Origin of the sequence: Gluconobacter frateurii (assembly GCF_002723955.1) — a bacterium.
In the GTDB taxonomy this organism is placed as follows: domain Bacteria; phylum Pseudomonadota; class Alphaproteobacteria; order Acetobacterales; family Acetobacteraceae; genus Gluconobacter; species Gluconobacter frateurii.
In genome coordinates, this window is the sequence record NZ_BEWN01000002.1 from 237,660 (window position 1) to 257,731 (window position 20,072).

The window sequence follows — 20,072 nt, forward strand, 5'->3', positions numbered from 1 at the left end:
GTTAGTTCAGAACGGGTGCGGAAGTGTCTTCTGGCAAGGGAATCATATCCTCCATGACAGGAGGGAAAATATCTTTCAGCTGGTTCTGAATGGCAGCGTCTGAAAAACGTTCGCGTAGCAGCTTTCTGGCGGCTGTGACCTGCGCCCGAGTTGCAGTTGGTTTCAGAAGGGCCACGGCTTTCTGCGCGAAATCCTCGGCCGTATCGGCGACGGCTTTCCGCCATATGGGATCATCTCTGTCGAGCAGACCTTCGGCGGCTATGGTCGTCATGACTATCGGCAGACCCGCAGACCACGCCTCAAGCACCTTTCCCTTGATGCCGGCGCCATAGCGAAGGGGAGCCACGCAAAGAGAGACGTCTGCGAGAGCCTTTTCAAGGTTGGGAACATGCCCGACAATTTCTACGCCTTCTTCAGCCAGCATATGAACAGCGTGTGGCATGGCGCTTCCAATCAGGCGGCAGACAAGATCGGGAACTCGCTTTTTCAGGAGCGGGAAAATATCCAGAATCAGCCATTTGGCAGCATCCGTATTGGGCGCATGACCGAAATGCGCGACGAATGCGATGATCGGTTTCTGGGTTTTCTGGCGAGGACGAGGCCTGACGGGGACCGCCCAGGGAACGACATTCACATCTGCGGTGGGCACGACCCGCTCCAGCAACTCGGCTTCAACGGGTGAATGGGTCAGAACATGATCTGAAATCCAGGCACACATGTTTTCGCGCACTTCGATATGTGTGGCAGCCCGATCAAGCTCCGGTCGACGCTCAACATTGGCTTGTCGGTGCAGGCGCAGTGAGGCCAGGTCTGCGATGCTCCAGATCAGTGTGGCTGTCGGTGCAAAGGCGCGTGTCAGGGCTGCGTAGCTCTCGGCATTGTTTAGCCGGTGAAGGTAGACGACTTCCAAGCCTGTCCCGAGGCGTTTGAGAGCTTCTTCCGGGCCAGTGAAGACAGGCGGCATGAGGCAGGTAATGCCCAATGCTGCCAATCGGGCCTGATCCTGTTCTGAGGGAGGCAACCGAGAGGCTATGAAGCTACAGTCATAGCCCAGAGCCTGCGCTGCCCGAATATGAGACAGCAACGCGACAGACCCTGCATCAAATGTCGGATCAGGGACGCGGTCATCAACGAAAAGGGCACAGGGTGCGACAGGTCTGGCCGTTTCCTGACGACGTATAGCCCGTTGTTTCAGGTCTCTCTCTTTGAGGCTGACAATATCAGCCCCGCTTTCACTGCGGAGTGCGTCAGCCGTGGATGTGAGAAAAGACAAGGCGTCACTGCGGGCCTGATCCGTTGTGAGGCTCTGCATCAGTGCGGAGAAATGACGTTTGAAGGAGTCATCCAGAACTTGGGATCGGGGAATATGGAGCGGATCGCCAAACCGTTCCTGACCATGAAACAGTTGAATATCGTGGTCTTTGAGTGGGTCCAGTGGACCACTGAAAACATAGTCGAAGCCGTAGCGTCCTGACCCCAGGCCGGCTTCTCGTAGATCCCGCCGAAACTGATTGGCTGGGAAACGGGGGATGGGGTGTCCATCAATGAGGGCTGTTAGCCAGACTGTACGTTCCGTGTTGAGTTCATCACGCACCCAGCCCGCGATGTGCAACCGATCGGCTTTGTCTACGGATCCCGAAAGAACACTGGGGAGTGGTTCAATATAAAACGGCGATCCGTTGACTGGCCGATCAAGAAGGGAATCCAGAATTTCTATCAGGCATCCTTCATGGGGCAGTGGCTCCGGCCATACACATTCGAAAGCGCACTTGCCCTTTCTCGGAAGGCCAGTCAGATCGGCACGGAACGTATCTGCGTCAATGTCATCAACAAGCCGTCCGTCCATCAGGATACGAAGACGCACGGGGTGGTCTGCTGCTTCCAGGTCGACAACCCATCCCGCGACGCGTTCTCGGTCACAAACATCAATGTAACCGACCAGAGGCTTCGGCACAGTTCCAGCTTATCCTTTGTTCTTCAGGCGGCTTTCTCAGAGAGAGCCTGCTGGGCGTAGTCCTTCAGGCGTTGATGAATGCGGGCCAATTCTTCCCCATCCTCCAGACGCGGTGCGCAATACTGCACAGGCACAACGGGGGCATCCGGGTAGAGTTCGCTGTATTCGTGAGCGTTGTGAAACATCCCGCGCGAACTGTCATCCAGAAAACTTTCGGAAGGCGCACCTTCAGCCAAGAGAATATCGTGGGTTTCCAGCTCAATATGAATGTAACTGATATGGCTGGGTTTTTCGATCTGGATGATGGACAGCCCATTGACCAGATGAAGCGCGGGAATGAGGTAGCCATCTACAAACATGGCGTGGAGGGGGGAAACAGTAAGATCCCTGCGAGGCAGTTGATTGCCCAATGACCCTTTCTGGAAAACGATGGGTAAAATATCGCGGTTTCCATAGGCAAACATCGGATCGTATGATCGGCGACCGATCCAGCGGATCGGCCTTGTTTCGCCGGTAGCAGTCAGAACATTGTCGCCGATCATCAGCTTTTCTACCGGGCGCTCGCCATCCGGTGTGGCGATTAGGGTTCCCGGGCAGTAGCAGGGGGTTCCGATCATCAGATCGATACCTTGGCCGGAAGGGGCGCTTTTAAAATAATATGGTGAAGAAAAGCCGTCTTTGACTGAAATGCGGTTCATGATTGCACCGCTGGATACGACTTCCAGGACAGAACCGGCGGTAGTGTTATCTTTTACTATAACGCCACTGACGGCAGACGGATTATTGCCAAGATCAGTCAAACTGATTGTTGTCTGGTACATCTCTTGAAAAGTGCCGGTGAGATTGGCATTGCGATCAAGGATGATAACGCCACCACTTGTGACGACGTTTTCAACGCTTTGATCAGCACTGACTGAAAGGACACCGCCCTGATTCACAAGAACATCTGATAGTGTTCCGGTTTTTTGCAGAACCGTGCCTGTGCCGACGGTTATATGATCTGCGCTTCCTCCGTTCAGAATGAGCGTTCCGCTGCTTCCGAGGGTTGCTGTGTGGAGTATGCCACCGCTGGAGACAATTTGTGTGGCTGAGAATAGTGTATTAAAGCCGGGTATCATCATCGGGTCGCCAGACCGTAAAGACGCACCCATAATAGTCACATTATCTGATATGCCGCCATTATTGATGATGGATGTGGTAGCGGGGCCTAAATATGTATTGCTTGCAAATCCGCCAGATTCAATAATTTGGGTTGCGGGAATTGGCGTCCATGTGTCGTCGCTCATCGTGGAAGGGCCAACTAACGTTGTTATTCCTGAAATGACACTATCAATGGATGCCGCATCTGAGGTGACTACCTGTGAAACAGGAAAACCAACTTGTTCTCTTATATTTGCAGGCGGCACCATAAATTGTACCGCCCCACCAGCGAATACCTGTGTGCCTGACACAGCCGTTCCGCTCTGAATTGTTTGAACTGTCCCGTTAAGATCATTACCCGATACTACGCCACCAGATACGACGGTATATGTTTTTCCGGTTTCTGGAGACGTATAAGTTGAGGAAGCACTCATAAACTCTCTCTCCCGAATGAATCGGAATATGTTTTAGGAGCGGAGCATGCTCCATAAATGAATGATTAATATTTCCTCATTGTACTTAATGAATTGCTTTACAAAAACGTCGGTAATAATTCGTTAATATTGAAATTTCATTTTGGTTTTTTATGGAACTTTTTTTGGTATCGAAAAATTCGTGATCAGGTCTTATCTTTTGATGGTGCAAAAATCCCAACAAGATCTGTCAGATGTCCAATCTCACACAACTGGAGGCCTGCAGGGGGTTTCACGCGTGCCGAGGCAGTAGATACCCGCCTTGGAAGAATCGCTTCGCCAAAACCCAGTTTGGCCACTTCTTTCAGTCTCAAGTCAGCTTGGCTGACCTGGCGGATCTCGCCAGAGAGTCCGACCTCACCAAAATAAGCTGCTGTCGAGGAGGTCGGTTGCCCAGTTGCGGCTGAAATCAGTGCCGCTGCAACAGCCATATCCGCTGCGGGTTCATTGACGCGCAGACCACCTGCAACATTCAGGTGAACATCCATATTGGCCAACTTCAGGCCGCATCGTGCATCCAGAACGGCCAGAAGCATATTCAACCGGGACGTGTCCCAACCCACGACGGCACGGCGAGGAGCACCGTCACCTGCTTTGGGAGACAAGAGCGCCTGGACTTCCAGAAGAACCGGTCGGGTTCCTTCAAGACCTGCGAAAACAGCGGACCCTGCGATATTGCCCCGTCGTTCTGCAAGAAACAGGGCAGAAGGATTGGGAACTTGCGTCAGCCCGGTGTCCGTCATGGCGAAGACGCCGATTTCGTCCGTTGCGCCAAAACGGTTCTTGGCAGCGCGCAGGATACGGAACTGGTGCCCGCGATCGCCTTCGAAATACATGACCGCATCAACCATGTGTTCCAGAACGCGCGGGCCAGCCAGAGAGCCTTCTTTCGTGACATGTCCAATCAGAATCAGGGCAAAACCAAGCGTCTTTGCAAGCCGGATCAGTTCAAAAGCGCTGGCCCGAACCTGCGCGACAGAGCCGGGGGAGCTTTCCACGCTCTCAAGCCACATGGTCTGGATGGAATCGATGACAACCACAGTGTGGGAGCGGTCATTCTCCAGCGAGCCCACAATGTCCCCAACATTGATGGAGGCTGCGAGATCCAGTGAGTCCAGCGTTTTGCTATCTTTGGCCAGCTCCAGTCTTTGCGCACGAATGCGGATCTGATCCACGGATTCTTCGCCCGAGACATACAGAACCTTGTGGCCGCTTCGGGCTAGGGCGCAGGTTGTTTGGAGCATCAAGGTGGATTTGCCGATCCCCGGATCGCCGCCCACCAGCACGACGGATGCAGGCACGAGGCCGCCGCCCAGAACGCGGTCCAGTTCTGCGATGCTTGTCGTAATGCGCGGCGGCGGTTTGGCTTCTCCGTCGAGCCTGACCGTCTGAAGTCGCCCGGAACTCAGTTTTCCGGTTTTGCGTGCTGTTGGTTCAGCGGCCTCTTCAACCAGCGTGTTCCATTCCCCGCAGGCTTCGCACTTCCCGGCCCACTTGGAGTAAACAGCTCCGCAGGACTGGCAGACAAAACGTGCTGTAGGTTTCTTGGCCAAGGGGATGTCTCGCTGGATGGGGGGCGGGATGCCTTCCCGATATAGGGAGTGTTCCCGTTATGATCCAGTCAGTGAGGGCGTCAATCGTCCGAACGGATGATGAGCCGTGCCATGATCCGGGCTGCCGTGACGATCAGGAGCAGCATCAGTGCCTGGATTAGCAGGTTCTGGGTCTTAGGCGGATGCATGAAAAGGATGAACAGCATCGGCAGCGCGATAAGGTAGGTCAGACCAAGGCGCTGCCAGACTTTTTTGGAAATCGGTGAACGGCGGAATTTGTTCACTTCCGCAGTTCCATGGTGATTGGCCCTTCGCGGCGCCCATGAGTGAACTGGTCCACCATGGCATTACCAGAATTCATCAGGTCCGCAGCCAGTCCCTGCCAGACCAGTTTGCCATGATAGAGCATGGCCGCCCTGTTCCCGATGCGCTGGGCGGAAGCCATGTCATGTGTGATGGCGATGGCCGTCGAGCCTAGCTTCTGCACGCAATCCACGATCAGGCCATCAATGACGGCCCCCATGATCGGATCAAGCCCGGTCGTTGGTTCGTCAAAGAAGAGGATATTGGGCTGTCCGGCGATGGCGCGCGCCAACCCGACGCGCTTCTGCATGCCACCGGAAAGCTCGGATGGGCTGAGTTGTCCAACGGATGGGTCCAGCCCTACCTGCTGAAGAATATTTCCTGCAAGTTCCCGTGCTTTGGCACGCGAAGGGACGGGGCCATCACGGTCTGAGTGCTTGGCGCGCAGACCGAAGGCGATGTTGTCGGCCACGCTCATACTGTCGAACAGGGCGGCATTCTGGAACAGCATGCCAATCTGTCGACGAATGGCTTCCTGACGGCTGCGAGACGCAGTGAGGATATTCTCGCCATCGATCTCGATCGTGCCGGCATCCGGTTGGATTAAGCCAAGGATGCAGCGCAGAAGAACGGATTTGCCGGAGCCCGAGCCACCAATGATGACCATCGAGGTGCCGGTTTCGACATCCAGGTCAATTCCATCAAGCACGACCTTGGAGCCGAAAGCCTTCGAGAGGCCGCGGATGCGGATTTTGGGTGTGCTCATTGGGAGAAAAACAGATCTGTCAGGAGGTAATCAAAAAGCAGAAGCAGGATGGATGCTCCCACCACAGCAGCGGTTGTGGCAGAGCCGACGCCTTCTGCGCCCCCACGGCTGTTATAGCCATGATAGCAGCCCAGCAGCGCGATCAGAAAACCGAAGACAGCGGCTTTGACCAGCCCGACCACGACATCAATGGTTTTCAGGGAATCCAGCGTAGCCGTAATGTAAGTGGAGGGTGAGAAACCGAGTTTCGCTACCGAGACGGTAAAGCCGCCCAGAACACCCAGAACGTCCGCCACGATGACGAGGCAGGGCAGGGCGATTGTTCCGGCAAGCAGGCGCGGCGTCACCAGATATTTCATCGGGTTGGTCGAAAGCGTCGTGAGTGCGTCGATCTGATCCGTGACGCGCATTGTGCCGATCTGGGCAGACATGGCCGCGCCAACGCGTCCAGCAACCATCAGGCCCGCCAGAACGGGACCAAGCTCGCGGGTGACTGCCAACACCACAATTCCGGCAATCGCGCTCTGCACATGGTACTGCCCGAAGCCAACATAGGACTGAAGGGCAATGACCGCTCCCGAGAACAGGGCCGTCAGCGCGACGACCGGCAGGGAAAAGAAACCTGTTTCGATCAGCGTGGACAGGAAGATGCGCCAGTAGAACGGCGGTCGCACCAGATGCGACAGCGCCTCCAGCGCAAACATGGCAAGAGCGCCCGATTGACGGACGAGGCCGAGGACGGCACGGCCAAGGGCCGCTATGGGATCAAGAACGGCATTCACCCTTCTGCCCCTACCCTGACCAACCGCCTACGTCAAAGTCTGTCTTGTTCAAGCCGACCGTTCCAGGTCCCGGAATTGCCGTTCCAGAGCGAAATCCGGAGACGTGACGAACTGTTCCATCCGCGCAAGTCTTGGTTCGAGGCGTGCGAGCCGGTCGTTCAGGCGGATGAGCGCGGGGCTGAGGGATATGCCATCCGAAGCGGAAGAGTGCACCCGGCGGGCATGACGCTGCTTCTGTTCACGGGCGGTGTGGATGACCTCTTCGTAAAGATCTATGGCCCGGCGGGTATAATGAATATGGGGGGGCTCGACGCTTGTATGGGTGTCTTCGCCACGACGTTCCCGCATCCGTGCTTCCCAGTTGCGGACAAACGAGGCGTAACCTTCTGAAGCATCAGTCCAGAGATTTGTGAAAAACGACTGCCCGGTGCGCTTCCGGTATCGACGGGCCCGGCGGAGGATGAGCCCAATGATCACCAGTGTGATGACCAGTCTCATGACGCTGTGATGATGAGACGACTGTGTGTTCAGAACTGTCGTTGCGTGAGTGATATCCGTACCGGGCAGTCTGCTGCCAATGCTGGCCAGAACGTCCCGCGCAATCGCGTTTCCATCCACCTCATTTGTCTTGCTGATATGTGCGCCAGGATCTGTCTGAACGTTGAGGCTACCGCTGCCGTAATGTGTCTGGGACAAGGCCCCTGAGACATGATCGACCGTGACATCTCCGCTTCCGAAAAGTTCGAGATGGGCCTGTGTGGTACGGACATGGGCCGTGATGTTGGAAGACCCCATATCTCGAACAGACAGATCTTTTACGATGCCGTCTTTGATGAGAATATTACCGCTGGACGTGGCTGCAAGTTCGATCCGTTGTGAATTGGCCTGTGCGATTGACAGATCGCCGTTAGAAAAATTCTGGACTTTAACGTTGCCGAACACTCTGTCGATCGAAACGTTTCCGTTGCCCGTTATCCGGAGCAAAATGTCGGACGCCTGTTCGATCTCAACGTCACCATTTGCGGTAAAACCGCTCATGCGTCCTAGAAGACCTGTGGCGATGACGTGGGTATTGTTGCCCCGGAAGCCGATATTCGTGCCCGTCGGAACCTGAATTTCCGCGCTTGTATCCGTATTGCAGGATTGGTCCTTGAGGATGAGTTCCAGCTTGTCCGGGCGTTCGCTGATCAGAACAGCATTTCCGCTCACAACGGACGGTGTAAGACCGCTACGGATATGCAGGTCTGTCAGGCAACTGGGTGCCAGATCCAGAGACGGGCCGGATGAGGGAGCATTTCCGGGCGGTGGTGCTGGCGGGCTGGGAGATGGTGGTGGTTCAGGGGGAGCAGGGAGCGTTTGCGCCAGACCCATGCCCATGAACGAAGCGCTTAAGACAAGTGCCGCACATCCTTGGCCAAAACGCAGCAGAAATTTGGGGCTCGTCATCGTTAGCCTCCCTGCTTGCTCGCCTCATCGGAGGCTGGCTTTGAGGGTGTCGGGGCTGTGGTAGAAGGCGCCGGATCGACATGCTGCGTTTCAGGAATGGTAGAGCCTGTGGTCGTGGGTGGGGATACCAACTGAGGTGCAGAAGGCTCCTGTTGGCTCTGGGCGGGTAGCTTTGCCGGGGGAGTTGCTGCTTCAGGAACGGTGGCTTTAGCCTCGGGTGCAACGGTTGGCGCAGGTGGGACGGCTTGCGGGATAGACTGAGAAGGGGGAGCTACAGGGTCTTTTGATAAAGGCGGCACGTCCTGTGGCTCAGCTTGTTGGCTGGGCTGAGGTGCCGGAGTCAGAACGGGTGCTGGAGGGCGCGGGGCCGGGGCTGTGGGAGCGCTTTCTGGCACGGCTGGAGATGCAACTGGACTTTGAGGCGCAGCGGGCGGTTGAATGACGGATGTCGGGGCGGCTTCAGTCGGGCGATAGACTACGCCGTTCTGCGCGCCTACGCGGACAGAGCCATTGCCGGACCGCACGATCGGGCCAGAAACGCGCTCAATATTGACGGCGCCTGTGCCATTGGCTGTGACGGTGGCGACGGAGGCATTCCCAAGAACGGTAGCGGATGCGTTATCCGCGGTGACAATCGTCAGAGCCTCAATGTCTCCCTGGGAAATCGTGAACGAGGCCTGATTGGTCAACTGCGCCGAGAGGGCCGTAAGCTGCGCGGAGTCGGCTGTGAAGGTCGATGTACCGGAGGCAACGATCTGGGCGGCTCTTTCAAGTGATCCAATATGGACATTCGAGGAGCCATGCATACTCAGGTCCAGCGACTGGGTGTTCTCGATCTCCATGGATGTTGAGTCGAGACTGGCATCCAGCGAAGCAAGCTTTCCCTTGATCACGAAGCTTGTGTCATGGCTGTCATGGATCGAGACGCCGGTATAGGGCGAGACGCTGATGGTCAGCTTGCCATTGGGGGCGCAACTTTTGGTGGCAATGGAAATGCGGCTGTCCGCGTCTTCCTTGCCTGTTCGCATGGTGACCTGTGTGGCGCTGCTGCTATCGAGCGTGGCGCCATCTTTCATGGTGGAGTCCACAACAATCCGCACCTGACCTGTGCACGGAATCGCCAGATCCAGATCTTCGCCGGACATGGAAACGCGTGCGGCATTGGCCGGATGGACAGAAGCTGTCCCTGCCAGCGTGGCCAGCAGCAGCATGCGCAGGGCGGTGCGGGGCGTCATCGTGAACTCCTAGCGCGCCAGCCCGGGATATCCTCGTCGAGGATGCGTTCGAGCTGGTCGATCCTTTCTTCCAGACGCGTAGCATGGGCTTCGGCCTGTGTCAGGGCGGCCTGAAGATGTGGGTCGGGTACCCCCTGATTTATAGGTCCACCTGCACGAGCACGAAGCAGCCGCGGCCCGAGGACAAGCGCCGGGATGAACCCAAGGGTCAGGACGACGGCGACAAGGCCAACAAAGTCCTCATTCATAAGTCAGACTTTCTTCCTGCTCTCATCAGGCATCGCGCTTCTTGTCAGCAATCCGACGCTTCAACGCTTCAAATTCATCTTCTACTGCAGCGTCCGTTTCCAGCGCAGCCAATTCATCATGCAGGGAAGGGCGACCGGACCTGCGACCAAGATCATAGGCCTCTGCCTTGCCTTCCAACTCGTCGAGCGCACGCTCCACCTGCTCGAAACGACCCAGCGTATCGTCAATGCGGGTATCATAGAGCTTTTCACGCGTTTTGAGGCGCCCTTCTGCCGTGCGGGCGCGCATGGTCAGGGTCTTCTCGCGGGATTTCGCATCCGCCAGCTTGGCCTGAAGTTTGGCGATATCGTCGTTCTGCTGTTCCAGGCCTTCCGTCACCTGTGCAATCTGGCGTTCCAGACCTTCCCGGGACTGTTCGACCGTATGACGTGCGGAGAGTGCCGCTTTGGCGAGATCGTCGCGGTCTCGCTCAATGGCGAGAGCGGCCTTGCGGTGCCATTCGTCTTCCTCGTGCATCATGGTGCGCACGCGGCGTTCAAGCTGCTTGCGTTCCGCAATGGTGCGGACGGCCTGGCTGCGGACTTCAACCAGCGTGTCTTCCATCTCCTGGATCACGAGACGGATCATCTTCTGCGGGTCCTCGGCCGTGGCGAGAATCGCATTGAGATTGGAGTTCACGATATCGGCGAGCCGAGAAAAAATACCCATGACGCTTTCCTTCCTGAGAACTGGATTAGAGCACAATGACCTGTCTTGTCAGCGGGCTCGTTTTGGGGATGTTATGGTTGTGACAATCTGAAGTGGCGAACGAGGCTCAGAAATGGCGAGATCCACCCAAGCGGACGAGGTTCCGACACCCATCGGGCGGGCTCCGGCATTTCTGGCGATGCTGGATCAGATCTCGCGTCTTGCTCCCCTGAAGCGACCCGTTCTGGTGATCGGGGAGCGTGGGACAGGCAAGGAACTGGTGGCTGCACGTCTTGCTCTCCTGTCGGATCGCTGGGACGCGCCACTGATCAAGTTGAACTGTGCGGCTTTGCCGGAAGCTCTGCTGGACAGCGAGCTGTTCGGGCATGAGGCTGGCGCGTTTACTGGTGCGCAGAAGCGGCGTCTGTCGCGGTTTGAGCGTGCAGATGGCGGAACACTGTTTCTGGATGAAATTGGCACAGCCTCTCTCGCCGTTCAGGAAAAACTGCTGCGCGTTATTGAGTACGGCAGTTTCGAGCGTGTTGGAGGCAGTGAGACGATCCGGGTGGATGTGCGTCTGATCGGTGCGACCAATGCGGATCTGCCCACTATGGCGCAGGAAGGAACTTTCCGACCGGATCTTCTGGATCGACTGGCTTTCGATGTGGTCAATGTTCCGCCGTTGAGAGCGCGGGAAGAGGACATTCCTCTTCTGGCCGAGCATTTCGCCACGAAGATGAGTGCCGAGTTGGGCCGCAAGCTTTTCGTTGGCTTCTCCGCGAAGGCGTTGCAATGTCTGATGGATCACAACTGGCCGGGCAATGTGCGAGAGCTGCGGAATGTGGTGGAACGTAGTGTCTATAGGATGGAGCAGCCGGAGCGTCGACTGGACGAGATTGTCCTTGATCCGTTCGTGACGCCCGACTGGGACGCACATGTCGTTGCTCCGCCGACCGTAATTTCCAATGCGGCTTCGGGAAGTCCTCAGACGTTTCCGCTGGATTTTTCCGAGACTGTCAAAAGCCATGAGCGGACTCTTTTGGAGGCTGCCCTGCGTGAGGCGCAGTTCAGTCAGCGGCAGGCTGCGGAGCTGCTGGGGCTGACCTACTACCAGTTCCGGCATCACCTGCGGCTGCATGGTCTTGCAGACAAGGAAGCGCGGAAGGCTTTGACCAAAAAGGGATAGACGCGGGTTCATGTCTGAAGTGATGCATGAAACGTGCCAAATTGAGTTTTTGCGTTTTTCTGGTTTGAAATCATAAAACAGGAAAAGGGCATTTCGGGGAAAATGGCCACGAATTGATGAAATTGGCCATAATTGTTCGATAAATGCGAATGATGAGAATTCGTCAAATAAACCATTTAATATAGTTATACAAAATAAAATAGTTGAATAATAGCCGGTGCGCGCCTATGTCTCCTTCACGTCGTGATTCTGGCGCGTCTGAACATGGATATGGGTGCAGTAAATGCCTCTCTCACAATCCGAACTTCGACATCTTATGGAGACGCCGGAGAGTCATGCGCTTGAGGAAGCACTGGTGAGTCTGAAAGGACGCGTTGCAGTCATTTCCTCATTTGGTGCGGAATCTGCGATCCTGCTGGATGAGATCGCCCGGATTGATCCGTCTGTTCCGGTTTTCTTTCTGGATACACGCCGGCATTTTCCGGAAACGCTCTCCTACCGTGATGAGCTTTCTGATGTGCTGGGCTTACAGGACGTTCGAACCATTTCTCCGGCAGCGCGGGAGCTCGAAAACAGGGATCCGCAGGATCAGCTGGCGGCTTTCGACCCTGATGCGTGCTGTGCCTTACGGAAAGTCGAGCCTCTGGAACTGGTATTGCCGGAATTCGATGTCTGGCTGACGGGACGCAAGCGCAGTCAGGCGTCTACGCGGGCGGCTCTTCCGGTGGTGGAGCCTCAGCCGGATGGAACCGTGAAACTCAACCCGCTGGCGGGTTGGGGGCCGGAAAAGATTGAAGCCGAAATGCGTCGTCGGCATTTGCCGCGGCATCCTCTGGTTTCAAAAGGATACACTTCGATTGGCTGTGCGCCTTGCACACGGCCCGTGGGAGACGGAGAAGACGGGCGGGCGGGTCGTTGGGCCGGTCTGACCAAGACAGAATGCGGCATTCATCGGCCGGCATGAATATGGAGCGGACAATGACGCGGACACACACCTTGGCGGAACCGCGCGTCATGGATGATCTTGACCAGCTCGAAGCTCAGAGCATTTTCATCCTGCGTGAAGCCTACCGGAAACTGAAACCTCTATCGCTGCTGTGGTCCCTTGGGAAAGACAGCAACGTCATGGTTTGGCTGGCGCGCAAAGCGTTCATGGGGCGCGTGCCGTTCCCGGTCATGCATGTCGATACCGAGAAGAAATTCCCGGAAATGTATGCTTTCCGGGATGAGTACACGAAGAAGTGGAATCTGGATCTGCTTCTTGGATACTGCCCGCCGGTTGAAGAGATTGATCCGTCCTTGCCGCCTGCCGCGCGATCTGCAGCCCGCAAGACCGCAGGTCTGGCGGCCATGATCGACAAGCACAAGCTGCGTGGTGTGATTGCGGGTATCCGCCGTGACGAGCAGGCTACGCGTGCCAAGGAACGCGTGTTCAGCCCACGTGGTGCCGGTCATCGCTGGGATGTCCGCAATCAGCCGCCCGAATTCTGGGACCAGTACGCCACGCCGTATGAAGACGGGATGCATATCCGCGTACATCCGTTGCTGGCCTGGCGTGAGATCGATATCTGGCGGTACATCGAGCGTGAGGGCATCCCCCTTGTGGATCTGTATTTTGCCAAGGACGGCAAGCGGTATCGCTCGCTGGGCGATCAGGACATCACCAGCCCGATCGAGAGCAATGCGGCCACAGTGGCCGAGGTGATTGCCGAACTGGAAAGCAGCAAGACGTCCGAGCGCGCCGGGCGTGCCATGGATCATGAGTCGGAAGATGCGTTCGAGCGTCTCCGTGTGGCGGGGTATCTGTAAAATGGGTGATCATATCGCAACCCAGACTCTCTCTGAGGCACATCGTGCTGCGGCTACGCCCATCGTGATTGTTGGCCATGTTGATCATGGTAAATCTACGCTGATCGGTCGTCTGCTGTACGACACTGACAGTCTTCAGGACGGCAAGCTCGCGCAGATCGTCGAGAGCAGCCGCAAGCGTGGTCTGGCGGTAGAGTGGAGCTTCCTGCTCGACTCCCTTCAGATTGAGCGCGATCAGGGTGTGACGGTCGATTCCACGCGTATTCCGTTCCGTCTGGGCTCGCGTGAGTTTGTGATCGTGGATGCGCCAGGCCATCGTCAGTTCCTGCGCAACATGATTACGGGTGCTGCCGATGCGGAAGCTGCCGTTCTGGTGGTGGATGCTCAGGAAGGGGCACAGGAACAGACGCGGCGTCATGCCATGCTGTTGCGCCTGATTGGCATCCGGCACGTTATCGTGCTGCTGAACAAGTCGGACGTCCTGGGCTTTGATGAGTCGAAGATTGTTCAGGCCGAGTCTGATGTACGTCAGTTGCTTGGGCGTCTGGAAATTGAGGTTGAAGCCGTTGTTCCGGCGTCTGCGCGTGATGGTGACAATATCGCCAGCCGGTCCGAGCGGTCTGCCTGGTACAAGGGGCCGACGCTGATTGAGGCGCTGGCCAATGTGCCGCCTCCGGCGTCTCGTCTGGCGCTGCCGTTCCGTATGCCGGTTCAGGACGTTTATCGCTTCGATGGCGTGCGCTATGTCGCAGGCCGGATCGAGCGTGGCACGGTGCGTGCGGGTGATCGCCTGACGATTGGTGCGCAGGGCCAGATTGCCACGGTTGCAGAAGTCTGCCGCTGGCATGCGCCGGAACTGCCGGTTGCTGGCGCAGGTGAATCCATTGCGCTGCGTCTGGAGCCGGATCTGGTTCCGGATCGTGGGGATCTGCTGTTCCCGGCGGATGACAAGGCTGCGGCCCCGGAGCGCTCGGCACGTATTCGCACCCGTCTGTTCTGGCTTCGCGGTGAACCGCTGCGGGTTGGAGAAAGCTTCACGCTTCGTCTGGCGACGGCTGAGCATGATGTGACGGTGGCATCCATCGATGCTGTCGTAGATCTTGATGACCTGACGCTGCGTCAGGGCGATGAGGTTCCACCAGACGGGTTTGCCGAGATCACGTTGGCAGCCTCCCATGCTGTGCTGTTTGACCCGTTCTCTCCGGGCTTTGGCGATGGCCGAGGCGTGCTCGTAGATCGTCATCAGCGCATTGTAGGCGGCGCACCGCTGATTGGCCCTGCTGATCTGGAAGAGGGCGTTCATGCCATCCATCCAACGGCCAGCCGCATTTCCGCTGGGCAGCAGGCGCAGGCCCGCGGGCATAAGAGCGGTGTGTTCTGGCTGACGGGTCTGCCGGGTTCCGGCAAAAGCACTGTGGCGCGGGCGGCGGAAGTGTCGCTGGCGGCTCAGAACGTGAAAGCGACCGTGCTGGACGGCGACACGCTTCGCGCTGGTTTGTGCAGTGATCTAGGCTTCTCGCCGGAAGATCGTCGGGAAAACATTCGCCGGGCGGCGCATGTCGCGAAGATTCTGTCCGAGAGCGGTCAGGCAGTCATCGTGGCACTCGTTTCACCGCTACAGGCGGACCGTGATCTGGCCCGACAGATTGTTGGTGAGGGCTTCCATGAAGTGTTCGTGGATACATCACTGGCAACCTGTGAACAGCGTGACCCGAAGGGATTGTATGCGGCGGCACGCGCTGGAAAGATCCCGGAATTCACGGGTGTTTCAGCACCTTATGAAGCACCGTTGTCTCCTGAGCTTCGTCTCGGAGCGGATCGGACGGAATCTGAGACAGTTAGTGAACTGACTGGGTTTGTTCTGCGGGTTGTTCAGCCCTGAGTTTGGGATGATCTGACGTGGAAGAGACGGCGGCCTCTGGGCCGCCGTTTTTCGTTTCAGGGCAGAAAGCCGGCCTTGCGGAGCCAGTTGATTTCGTCAGTCAGGGTTTCTTCAAGAGGTCTGAAGGTCAGTCCGAGATCATGATGAAATCTGTGGGCACTGAAATGGGAGCGGTCATTTTCCGAGGCGAGCGCCTTTGCCGTTGCCCAGCTCATCAGTACGGGCTTGCGTGTGAGACGGGCTTGCACTTCGCTGAGGGCTGCAATGACATAGAGCGGCGGCATGGGAATCTGGCGTGATGGAGCTTTGCGACCAGTCAGTCTGGCAATTAATGGAATGAGGTCAGCCATTGTCTGGTGCCTGCCCGCTGCCAGATAGCGTTCCCCGCGCTTACCTTTGCTAAGACAGGCAATCATTGCCTGCGCAACGTCCCGCGCATCGACAAGACTGACCGAACCGGGTGGAATTCCCGGAAGTTTTCCGCGAGCGACATCAAGGACTGTTTGGCCAGCAGAGGTGGGTCCTCGGTCACCTGGGCCGTGCATCCAGCCCGGAAGGACCATGCAGGCCCAGAATTCCGGATAATCAGCCAGAAAATCATTTAGAACTTTCTCGGACCGGATCTTGCTTCGGAAATAGGGATCAGCCTCGTTTTCGCGCCGAAGCATTGTTTCATCTACGGTCTGTCCTTTCGCGCCTTTCAAAACAGCAATGGAACTCACATGAACCATGCGACGGATCCCTGCTTTCCATGAGGTATCCAGAAGCTCTTTCATGGCTTTGACGTTGATTGCTTCCAGATCTTGGTTGTGGTTACCGCCCGTATAGGAATCCCGGAAATATGCTGCCGTATGGAACAGGACATCTACGCCAAATAAGGCCGCGCTGAAGCTCGAAATGGATTGAAGGTCTCCAGTGATGATCTCGATCGGGAGGCCATCGAACTGTTGTTGCGCTTTGGCTTCCGATCGTGCGAGCCCACGGACCTGAAAGCCTTCCGTCAGAAGTGCGCGAACCAGATTATTGCCGAGAAGACCTGTGGCCCCTGTTACAAAAGCGACAGGGGCGGGAGTAATTTTGCTCTGTGAGGGGGCGGTCATGAGAATGGCTCCGTCAAGAAAGGGAGCATGGTCTATAAGGCTGGACCTTGGTCCATGGTCAAGGAAGAGAGACGGTCATGCTAATTGGCGAATTCGCTCAAAGAGCGGGCTTAAGTCAGGACACGGTACGGTTTTATGTGCGCAAAGGATTGCTGCGGCCTCTGACAGGTTCGCGCGGGGGACGGAATCCTTATCAGGAATTTACGGAGCGGGACCTGCAGACGGCCCGGATTATTCGTTTTGGGCAGTCTCTTGGGATGAGTCTGAAAGAGCTGGCAGCGATCAATGATGAGATGTTGCAAGACGGCCTTTCCAATGAACGTGCTGTGGTGCTCATGCAAAAACAGATTGAGCGTCTTGCCGAAAAGGCTTCTGAAATTGAAATGCTGACCCAGTATCTCCAGGCGAAATGCCAATGGATACAATCCGGGAAAAGAGAGCCTGAACCTTCGTTTCTCTGCGTTGCTGAATACAGAAGATAGTCGGACGCCTCACGGAATTGCGTTTATCGGAGAAAGCAAACCGAAAGTAGGCTCACCCTGTTAACAATCTGCATGGAGATGAGTCATGCGATATGTGATCTGCTTGCAGAATCGAATGTCACATCGTCTGGAAAAATAACATTAATATTATCAAAATATGAAAATACTCACTTCTATGATGTGCTTTTTGGTGCTGTAACGTTAAAGACGACGCCCTACAAACGTATCTGCTCACATGCGGAAGAAGGCCATATGACGCAGTCTCTTGATGTTTCACGAAAGCTCAGCGGAGACGCGCTGACGAATTTCATCGCAACCATTTCCGCTACAGGTGGCCTCCTCTTCGGGTATGACACGGGAATTATCTCGTCAGCTCTGCTGCAGATCCGTGAGCAGTTTCATCTCGATACGATTGGCTCTGAAATTGTCACCTCTGCCATCATTCTCGGGGCTCTTTTCGGGTGCCTCGGGGCTGGTGGTATTTCGGATCGGTTTGGCCGACGCCGGACAGTCATGGTCGCAGCGGCGCTCTTTCTGGCGGGTACGGCGCTGGCCTCGGCTGCGCAAAGCGTTGCGGTTCTGATCGTCTCACGCCTGATCCTGGGCCTTGCCATTGGTGCGGCGTCACAGATCGTGCCGATTTATATTGCTGAGATTTCCCCGCCCAGCCGTCGTGGACGACTGGTTGTTGGATTCCAGCTTGCGATTGTGTCCGGCATCACGATCTCCTTTCTGACCGGATATTTCCTGCGCAACAGCAGTTGGCGCATCATGTTCGGCATTGGCATGCTGCCAGCTCTGATCCTGTTCGTCGGTATGGCATTTCTGCCCAACAGCCCCCGCTGGCTGGCGCTCAAAGGCAGGACAGATGAAGCTCTTGCTGTCCTGCGCCGTGTTCGCTCTTCAGAAGAAGCAGCGCAGGCTGAGCTTCAGGGAATTGTCGACAATCATGATGAACAGGCTCCGTGGTCTGAGCTTGCAAAGCCTTGGGTGCGGCCTGCGCTGATTGCTTCTGTCGGCATTGCGCTTCTGTGCCAGCTGACGGGCATCAATGCTGTTCTGTATTATGCACCTGCCATCTTTGCGGATGCTGGTTTTGGTCAGGAATCAGCGTTGCTGACGTCCGTCGCGGTTGGTCTGGCCATGGTCTGTGCAACGATCTTTGGTGGCTGGGCGGTTGATACCTGGGGCCGTCGGACGCTGATCCTGCGTCTGCTGCCGGGTGCAGTCATTTCTCTGATTGTTCTGGGAGCGATGTTCGCATTCCACATGACGGGGGGCATGGGGGCATGGATCACGGTTCTGGCCATCATGGGCTACACGATCTGTAACACGGGAAGCCTGTCCGTCGCGGTCTGGCTGGTAGGTGCTGAGGTCTATCCGCTGTCCTGCCGTGGCAAGGGAATGAGCCTGGTTGCCGGAAGCCATTGGGGGGCAGATCTGATCATCTCCCTGACGACGCTTTCTCTGGTGCAGGGACTGGGTGCGCATATGACGTTCTGGCTGTTTGCCGCCGTCAATGCTTTCGCGTTCTTTTTCGTGCTCCGCTACGTCCCGGAAACCAAGGGTCAGTCTCTGGAGCAGCTTGAAAGAAGCTTGCGGAATGGCACGTTTGCTCCTGTTCACAAGTCATGAAAAAGGGAGCTCTCTGGCTCCCCGTTTCAAGAAAAAGCTGGTTCCTGAAGAGCCGGCTTTTTTTATTCAGCCTTAGCGTCGCCCGATGGAGCTGTAGTCGAAACCAGCGGCGCGCATGGTATCCGGGCTCCAGATATTCCGCAGATCCGCAATGGCGTTGCCGCGCATGGCATTGCGCAGTCGCTCGGGGTCAATCGCCCGGAAGACGTTCCATTCTGTCAGCACGACAAGAATATCCGCGTCCGTCGCGGCTTCCAGAGCATCTGAACAATACGTGATGTCTGTAGGCAGAAGCTCACGGGCTGGTTCCATGCCTTCCGGATCAAAAGCCTGAATAAGAGCGCCTGCCTCATGCAGGTGTGTCAGGATCGGGAGCGAGGCGGCTTCGCGCATGTCGTCCGTATCGGGTTTGAATGTCAGCCCCAGAACGCCGACTGTCTTGCCCTGAATGCTTCCACCAGCCTGCGCAATGATCCGTTCCGCCATCCGGCTTTTGCGATTTTCGTTGACCTCAACGGTTGCTTCCACAAGGCGCGAGGGGGCTCCGGCATCGCGGGCGATTGCCGTCAGAGCCCGCGTGTCCTTGGGAAAGCAGGAGCCGCCATAACCGGGGCCAGCATGAAGGAAGCGTTGCCCGATGCGCTGATCCAGCCCCATCCCACGCGCAACGTCATGGATATTGCCGCCGACTTTTTCACAGAGATCTGCCATTTCGTTGATGAAGGTCACCTTCATGGCCAGAAAGGCATTGGCGGCATATTTGGTGAGTTCAGCGGTTTCCAGATCCGTAATGACGATGGGGGCTTCGATCAGGTGGATCGGGCGATAGACCTCACGCATGATTCTGGTGGCGCGTTCGCCTTCATCAGGCCCGGACGTATCAATACCGATGATGACACGATCTGGCCGCATGAAGTCCCCGATGGCGTTGCCTTCGCGCAGAAATTCCGGATTGGAGGCAACGTCAAACGTCAGGTCGGGGCGTGTTTCTTTCAGGATGCGCGCCACTTCGCGACCTGTGCCGACTGGTACCGTGGATTTGGTGACGACCAGGAGGCCATTTTTGGCCGCGAGGGCGATTTCTTTTGTCGCGGCATAGACATAGGTGAGATCTGCATGTCCGTCGCCACGGCGGGTCGGGGTGCCGACCGCAATGAAGACGGCATCTGCACCATTAACGGCAGTCGCCAGATCGTCTCCGAAGGTCAGGCGACCGGTCTCGACGTTTTTGCTGACAATCGCGTCCAGCCCCGGCTCGTAGATGGGAATCCGGCCATCCCGAAGGGCCGCCAGCTTCTTTGGGTCCCGCTCGACAATGGCGACGTCTGACCCGAATTCGGCAAAACAGGCGCCGGAGACCAGCCCGACGTAACCACCACCGATCATTGCT

The 20,072-nt window shown here is 56.6% G+C and carries 18 protein-coding genes; 6 read left to right on the forward strand and 12 right to left on the reverse strand.

The annotated features are described in order from the left end of the window. Nucleotide 1: 1 nt before the first annotated feature. From GFR01_RS06520 to pspA, 10 genes are all read right to left on the reverse strand, one after another. Nucleotides 2-1,954 (reverse strand): glycosyltransferase family 4 protein, encoded by a 1,953-nt coding sequence (locus GFR01_RS06520; protein WP_099181782.1) that lies wholly within the window; start codon nt 1,952-1,954, stop codon nt 2-4. Nucleotides 1,955-1,977: 23 nt separating this feature from the next. Beyond that, entirely contained in the window at nt 1,978-3,528 is a 1,551-nt protein-coding gene (locus GFR01_RS06525) for a Hint domain-containing protein (protein WP_099181783.1), read from the reverse strand. Nucleotides 3,529-3,713: 185 nt separating this feature from the next. Next, nucleotides 3,714-5,120 carry a DNA repair protein RadA gene (gene radA, locus GFR01_RS06530; protein ID WP_063905099.1) on the reverse strand — a complete coding sequence of 469 codons (1,407 nt, stop codon included), beginning with the start codon at nt 5,118-5,120 and terminating at the stop codon, nt 3,714-3,716. 80 nt (nt 5,121-5,200) lie between these two features. Next, nucleotides 5,201-5,404, reverse strand: coding sequence for a hypothetical protein (locus GFR01_RS06535; RefSeq protein ID WP_099181784.1), 204 nt, complete (start codon nt 5,402-5,404; stop codon nt 5,201-5,203). Further along, nucleotides 5,401-6,189, reverse strand: coding sequence for an ABC transporter ATP-binding protein (locus GFR01_RS06540; protein WP_099181785.1), 789 nt, complete (start codon nt 6,187-6,189; stop codon nt 5,401-5,403). The genes GFR01_RS06535 and GFR01_RS06540 overlap by 4 nt, the downstream gene beginning before the upstream one ends. Further along, on the reverse strand, nt 6,186-6,971 hold the full coding sequence (locus GFR01_RS06545) for an MlaE family ABC transporter permease (RefSeq protein WP_010503089.1): 786 nt from the start codon (nt 6,969-6,971) through the stop codon (nt 6,186-6,188). The genes GFR01_RS06540 and GFR01_RS06545 overlap by 4 nt, the downstream gene beginning before the upstream one ends. A 48-nt stretch (nt 6,972-7,019) precedes the next feature. Continuing rightward, nucleotides 7,020-8,417 (reverse strand): GIN domain-containing protein, encoded by a 1,398-nt coding sequence (locus tag GFR01_RS06550; protein WP_099181786.1) that lies wholly within the window; start codon nt 8,415-8,417, stop codon nt 7,020-7,022. Nucleotides 8,418-8,419: 2 nt separating this feature from the next. Then, nucleotides 8,420-9,652, reverse strand: a complete 1,233-nt coding sequence (locus tag GFR01_RS06555; RefSeq protein ID WP_099181787.1) for a hypothetical protein — start codon at nt 9,650-9,652, stop codon at nt 8,420-8,422. Beyond that, nucleotides 9,649-9,900, reverse strand: coding sequence for an envelope stress response membrane protein PspB (locus GFR01_RS06560; RefSeq protein WP_063905104.1), 252 nt, complete (start codon nt 9,898-9,900; stop codon nt 9,649-9,651). Before GFR01_RS06560 ends, GFR01_RS06555 begins: the two co-directional genes overlap by 4 nt. A 25-nt stretch (nt 9,901-9,925) precedes the next feature. Next, nucleotides 9,926-10,609, reverse strand: coding sequence for a phage shock protein PspA (pspA, locus tag GFR01_RS06565; RefSeq protein WP_099181788.1), 684 nt, complete (start codon nt 10,607-10,609; stop codon nt 9,926-9,928). Between the two features lie 112 nt (nt 10,610-10,721). Here pspA and pspF point away from each other — a divergent pair, with 112 nt between their 5' ends. From pspF to cysC, 4 genes are all read left to right on the forward strand, one after another. Further along, nucleotides 10,722-11,774: a phage shock protein operon transcriptional activator gene (pspF, locus tag GFR01_RS06570; protein ID WP_099181789.1), complete on the forward strand. Its 1,053-nt coding sequence runs from the start codon at nt 10,722-10,724 to the stop codon at nt 11,772-11,774. Between the two features lie 283 nt (nt 11,775-12,057). Next, nucleotides 12,058-12,738, forward strand: coding sequence for a phosphoadenylyl-sulfate reductase (locus tag GFR01_RS06575; protein WP_063905108.1), 681 nt, complete (start codon nt 12,058-12,060; stop codon nt 12,736-12,738). 50 nt (nt 12,739-12,788) lie between these two features. Continuing rightward, on the forward strand, nt 12,789-13,583 hold the full coding sequence (cysD, locus tag GFR01_RS06580) for a sulfate adenylyltransferase subunit CysD (protein WP_035729485.1): 795 nt from the start codon (nt 12,789-12,791) through the stop codon (nt 13,581-13,583). 1 nt (nt 13,584) lies between these two features. After that, nucleotides 13,585-15,465, forward strand: a complete 1,881-nt coding sequence (gene cysC, locus GFR01_RS06585) for an adenylyl-sulfate kinase (RefSeq protein ID WP_099181790.1) — start codon at nt 13,585-13,587, stop codon at nt 15,463-15,465. 56 nt (nt 15,466-15,521) lie between these two features. Here cysC and GFR01_RS06590 read toward each other — a convergent pair whose 3' ends face one another. Then, nucleotides 15,522-16,565: an SDR family oxidoreductase gene (locus GFR01_RS06590; protein WP_099181791.1), complete on the reverse strand. Its 1,044-nt coding sequence runs from the start codon at nt 16,563-16,565 to the stop codon at nt 15,522-15,524. 77 nt (nt 16,566-16,642) lie between these two features. Here GFR01_RS06590 and GFR01_RS06595 point away from each other — a divergent pair, with 77 nt between their 5' ends. Next, the gene (locus tag GFR01_RS06595; RefSeq protein WP_099181792.1) at nt 16,643-17,047 is read left to right on the forward strand and encodes a MerR family transcriptional regulator; all 405 of its coding nucleotides are present in this window, start codon (nt 16,643-16,645) and stop codon (nt 17,045-17,047) included. A gap of 252 nt (nt 17,048-17,299) precedes the next feature. After that, on the forward strand, nt 17,300-18,682 hold the full coding sequence (locus GFR01_RS06600; protein WP_063905139.1) for a sugar porter family MFS transporter: 1,383 nt from the start codon (nt 17,300-17,302) through the stop codon (nt 18,680-18,682). A gap of 72 nt (nt 18,683-18,754) precedes the next feature. Here GFR01_RS06600 and GFR01_RS06605 read toward each other — a convergent pair whose 3' ends face one another. Continuing rightward, nucleotides 18,755-20,068, reverse strand: coding sequence for a UDP-glucose dehydrogenase family protein (locus tag GFR01_RS06605; protein WP_099181793.1), 1,314 nt, complete (start codon nt 20,066-20,068; stop codon nt 18,755-18,757). Nucleotides 20,069-20,072 lie beyond the last annotated feature (4 nt).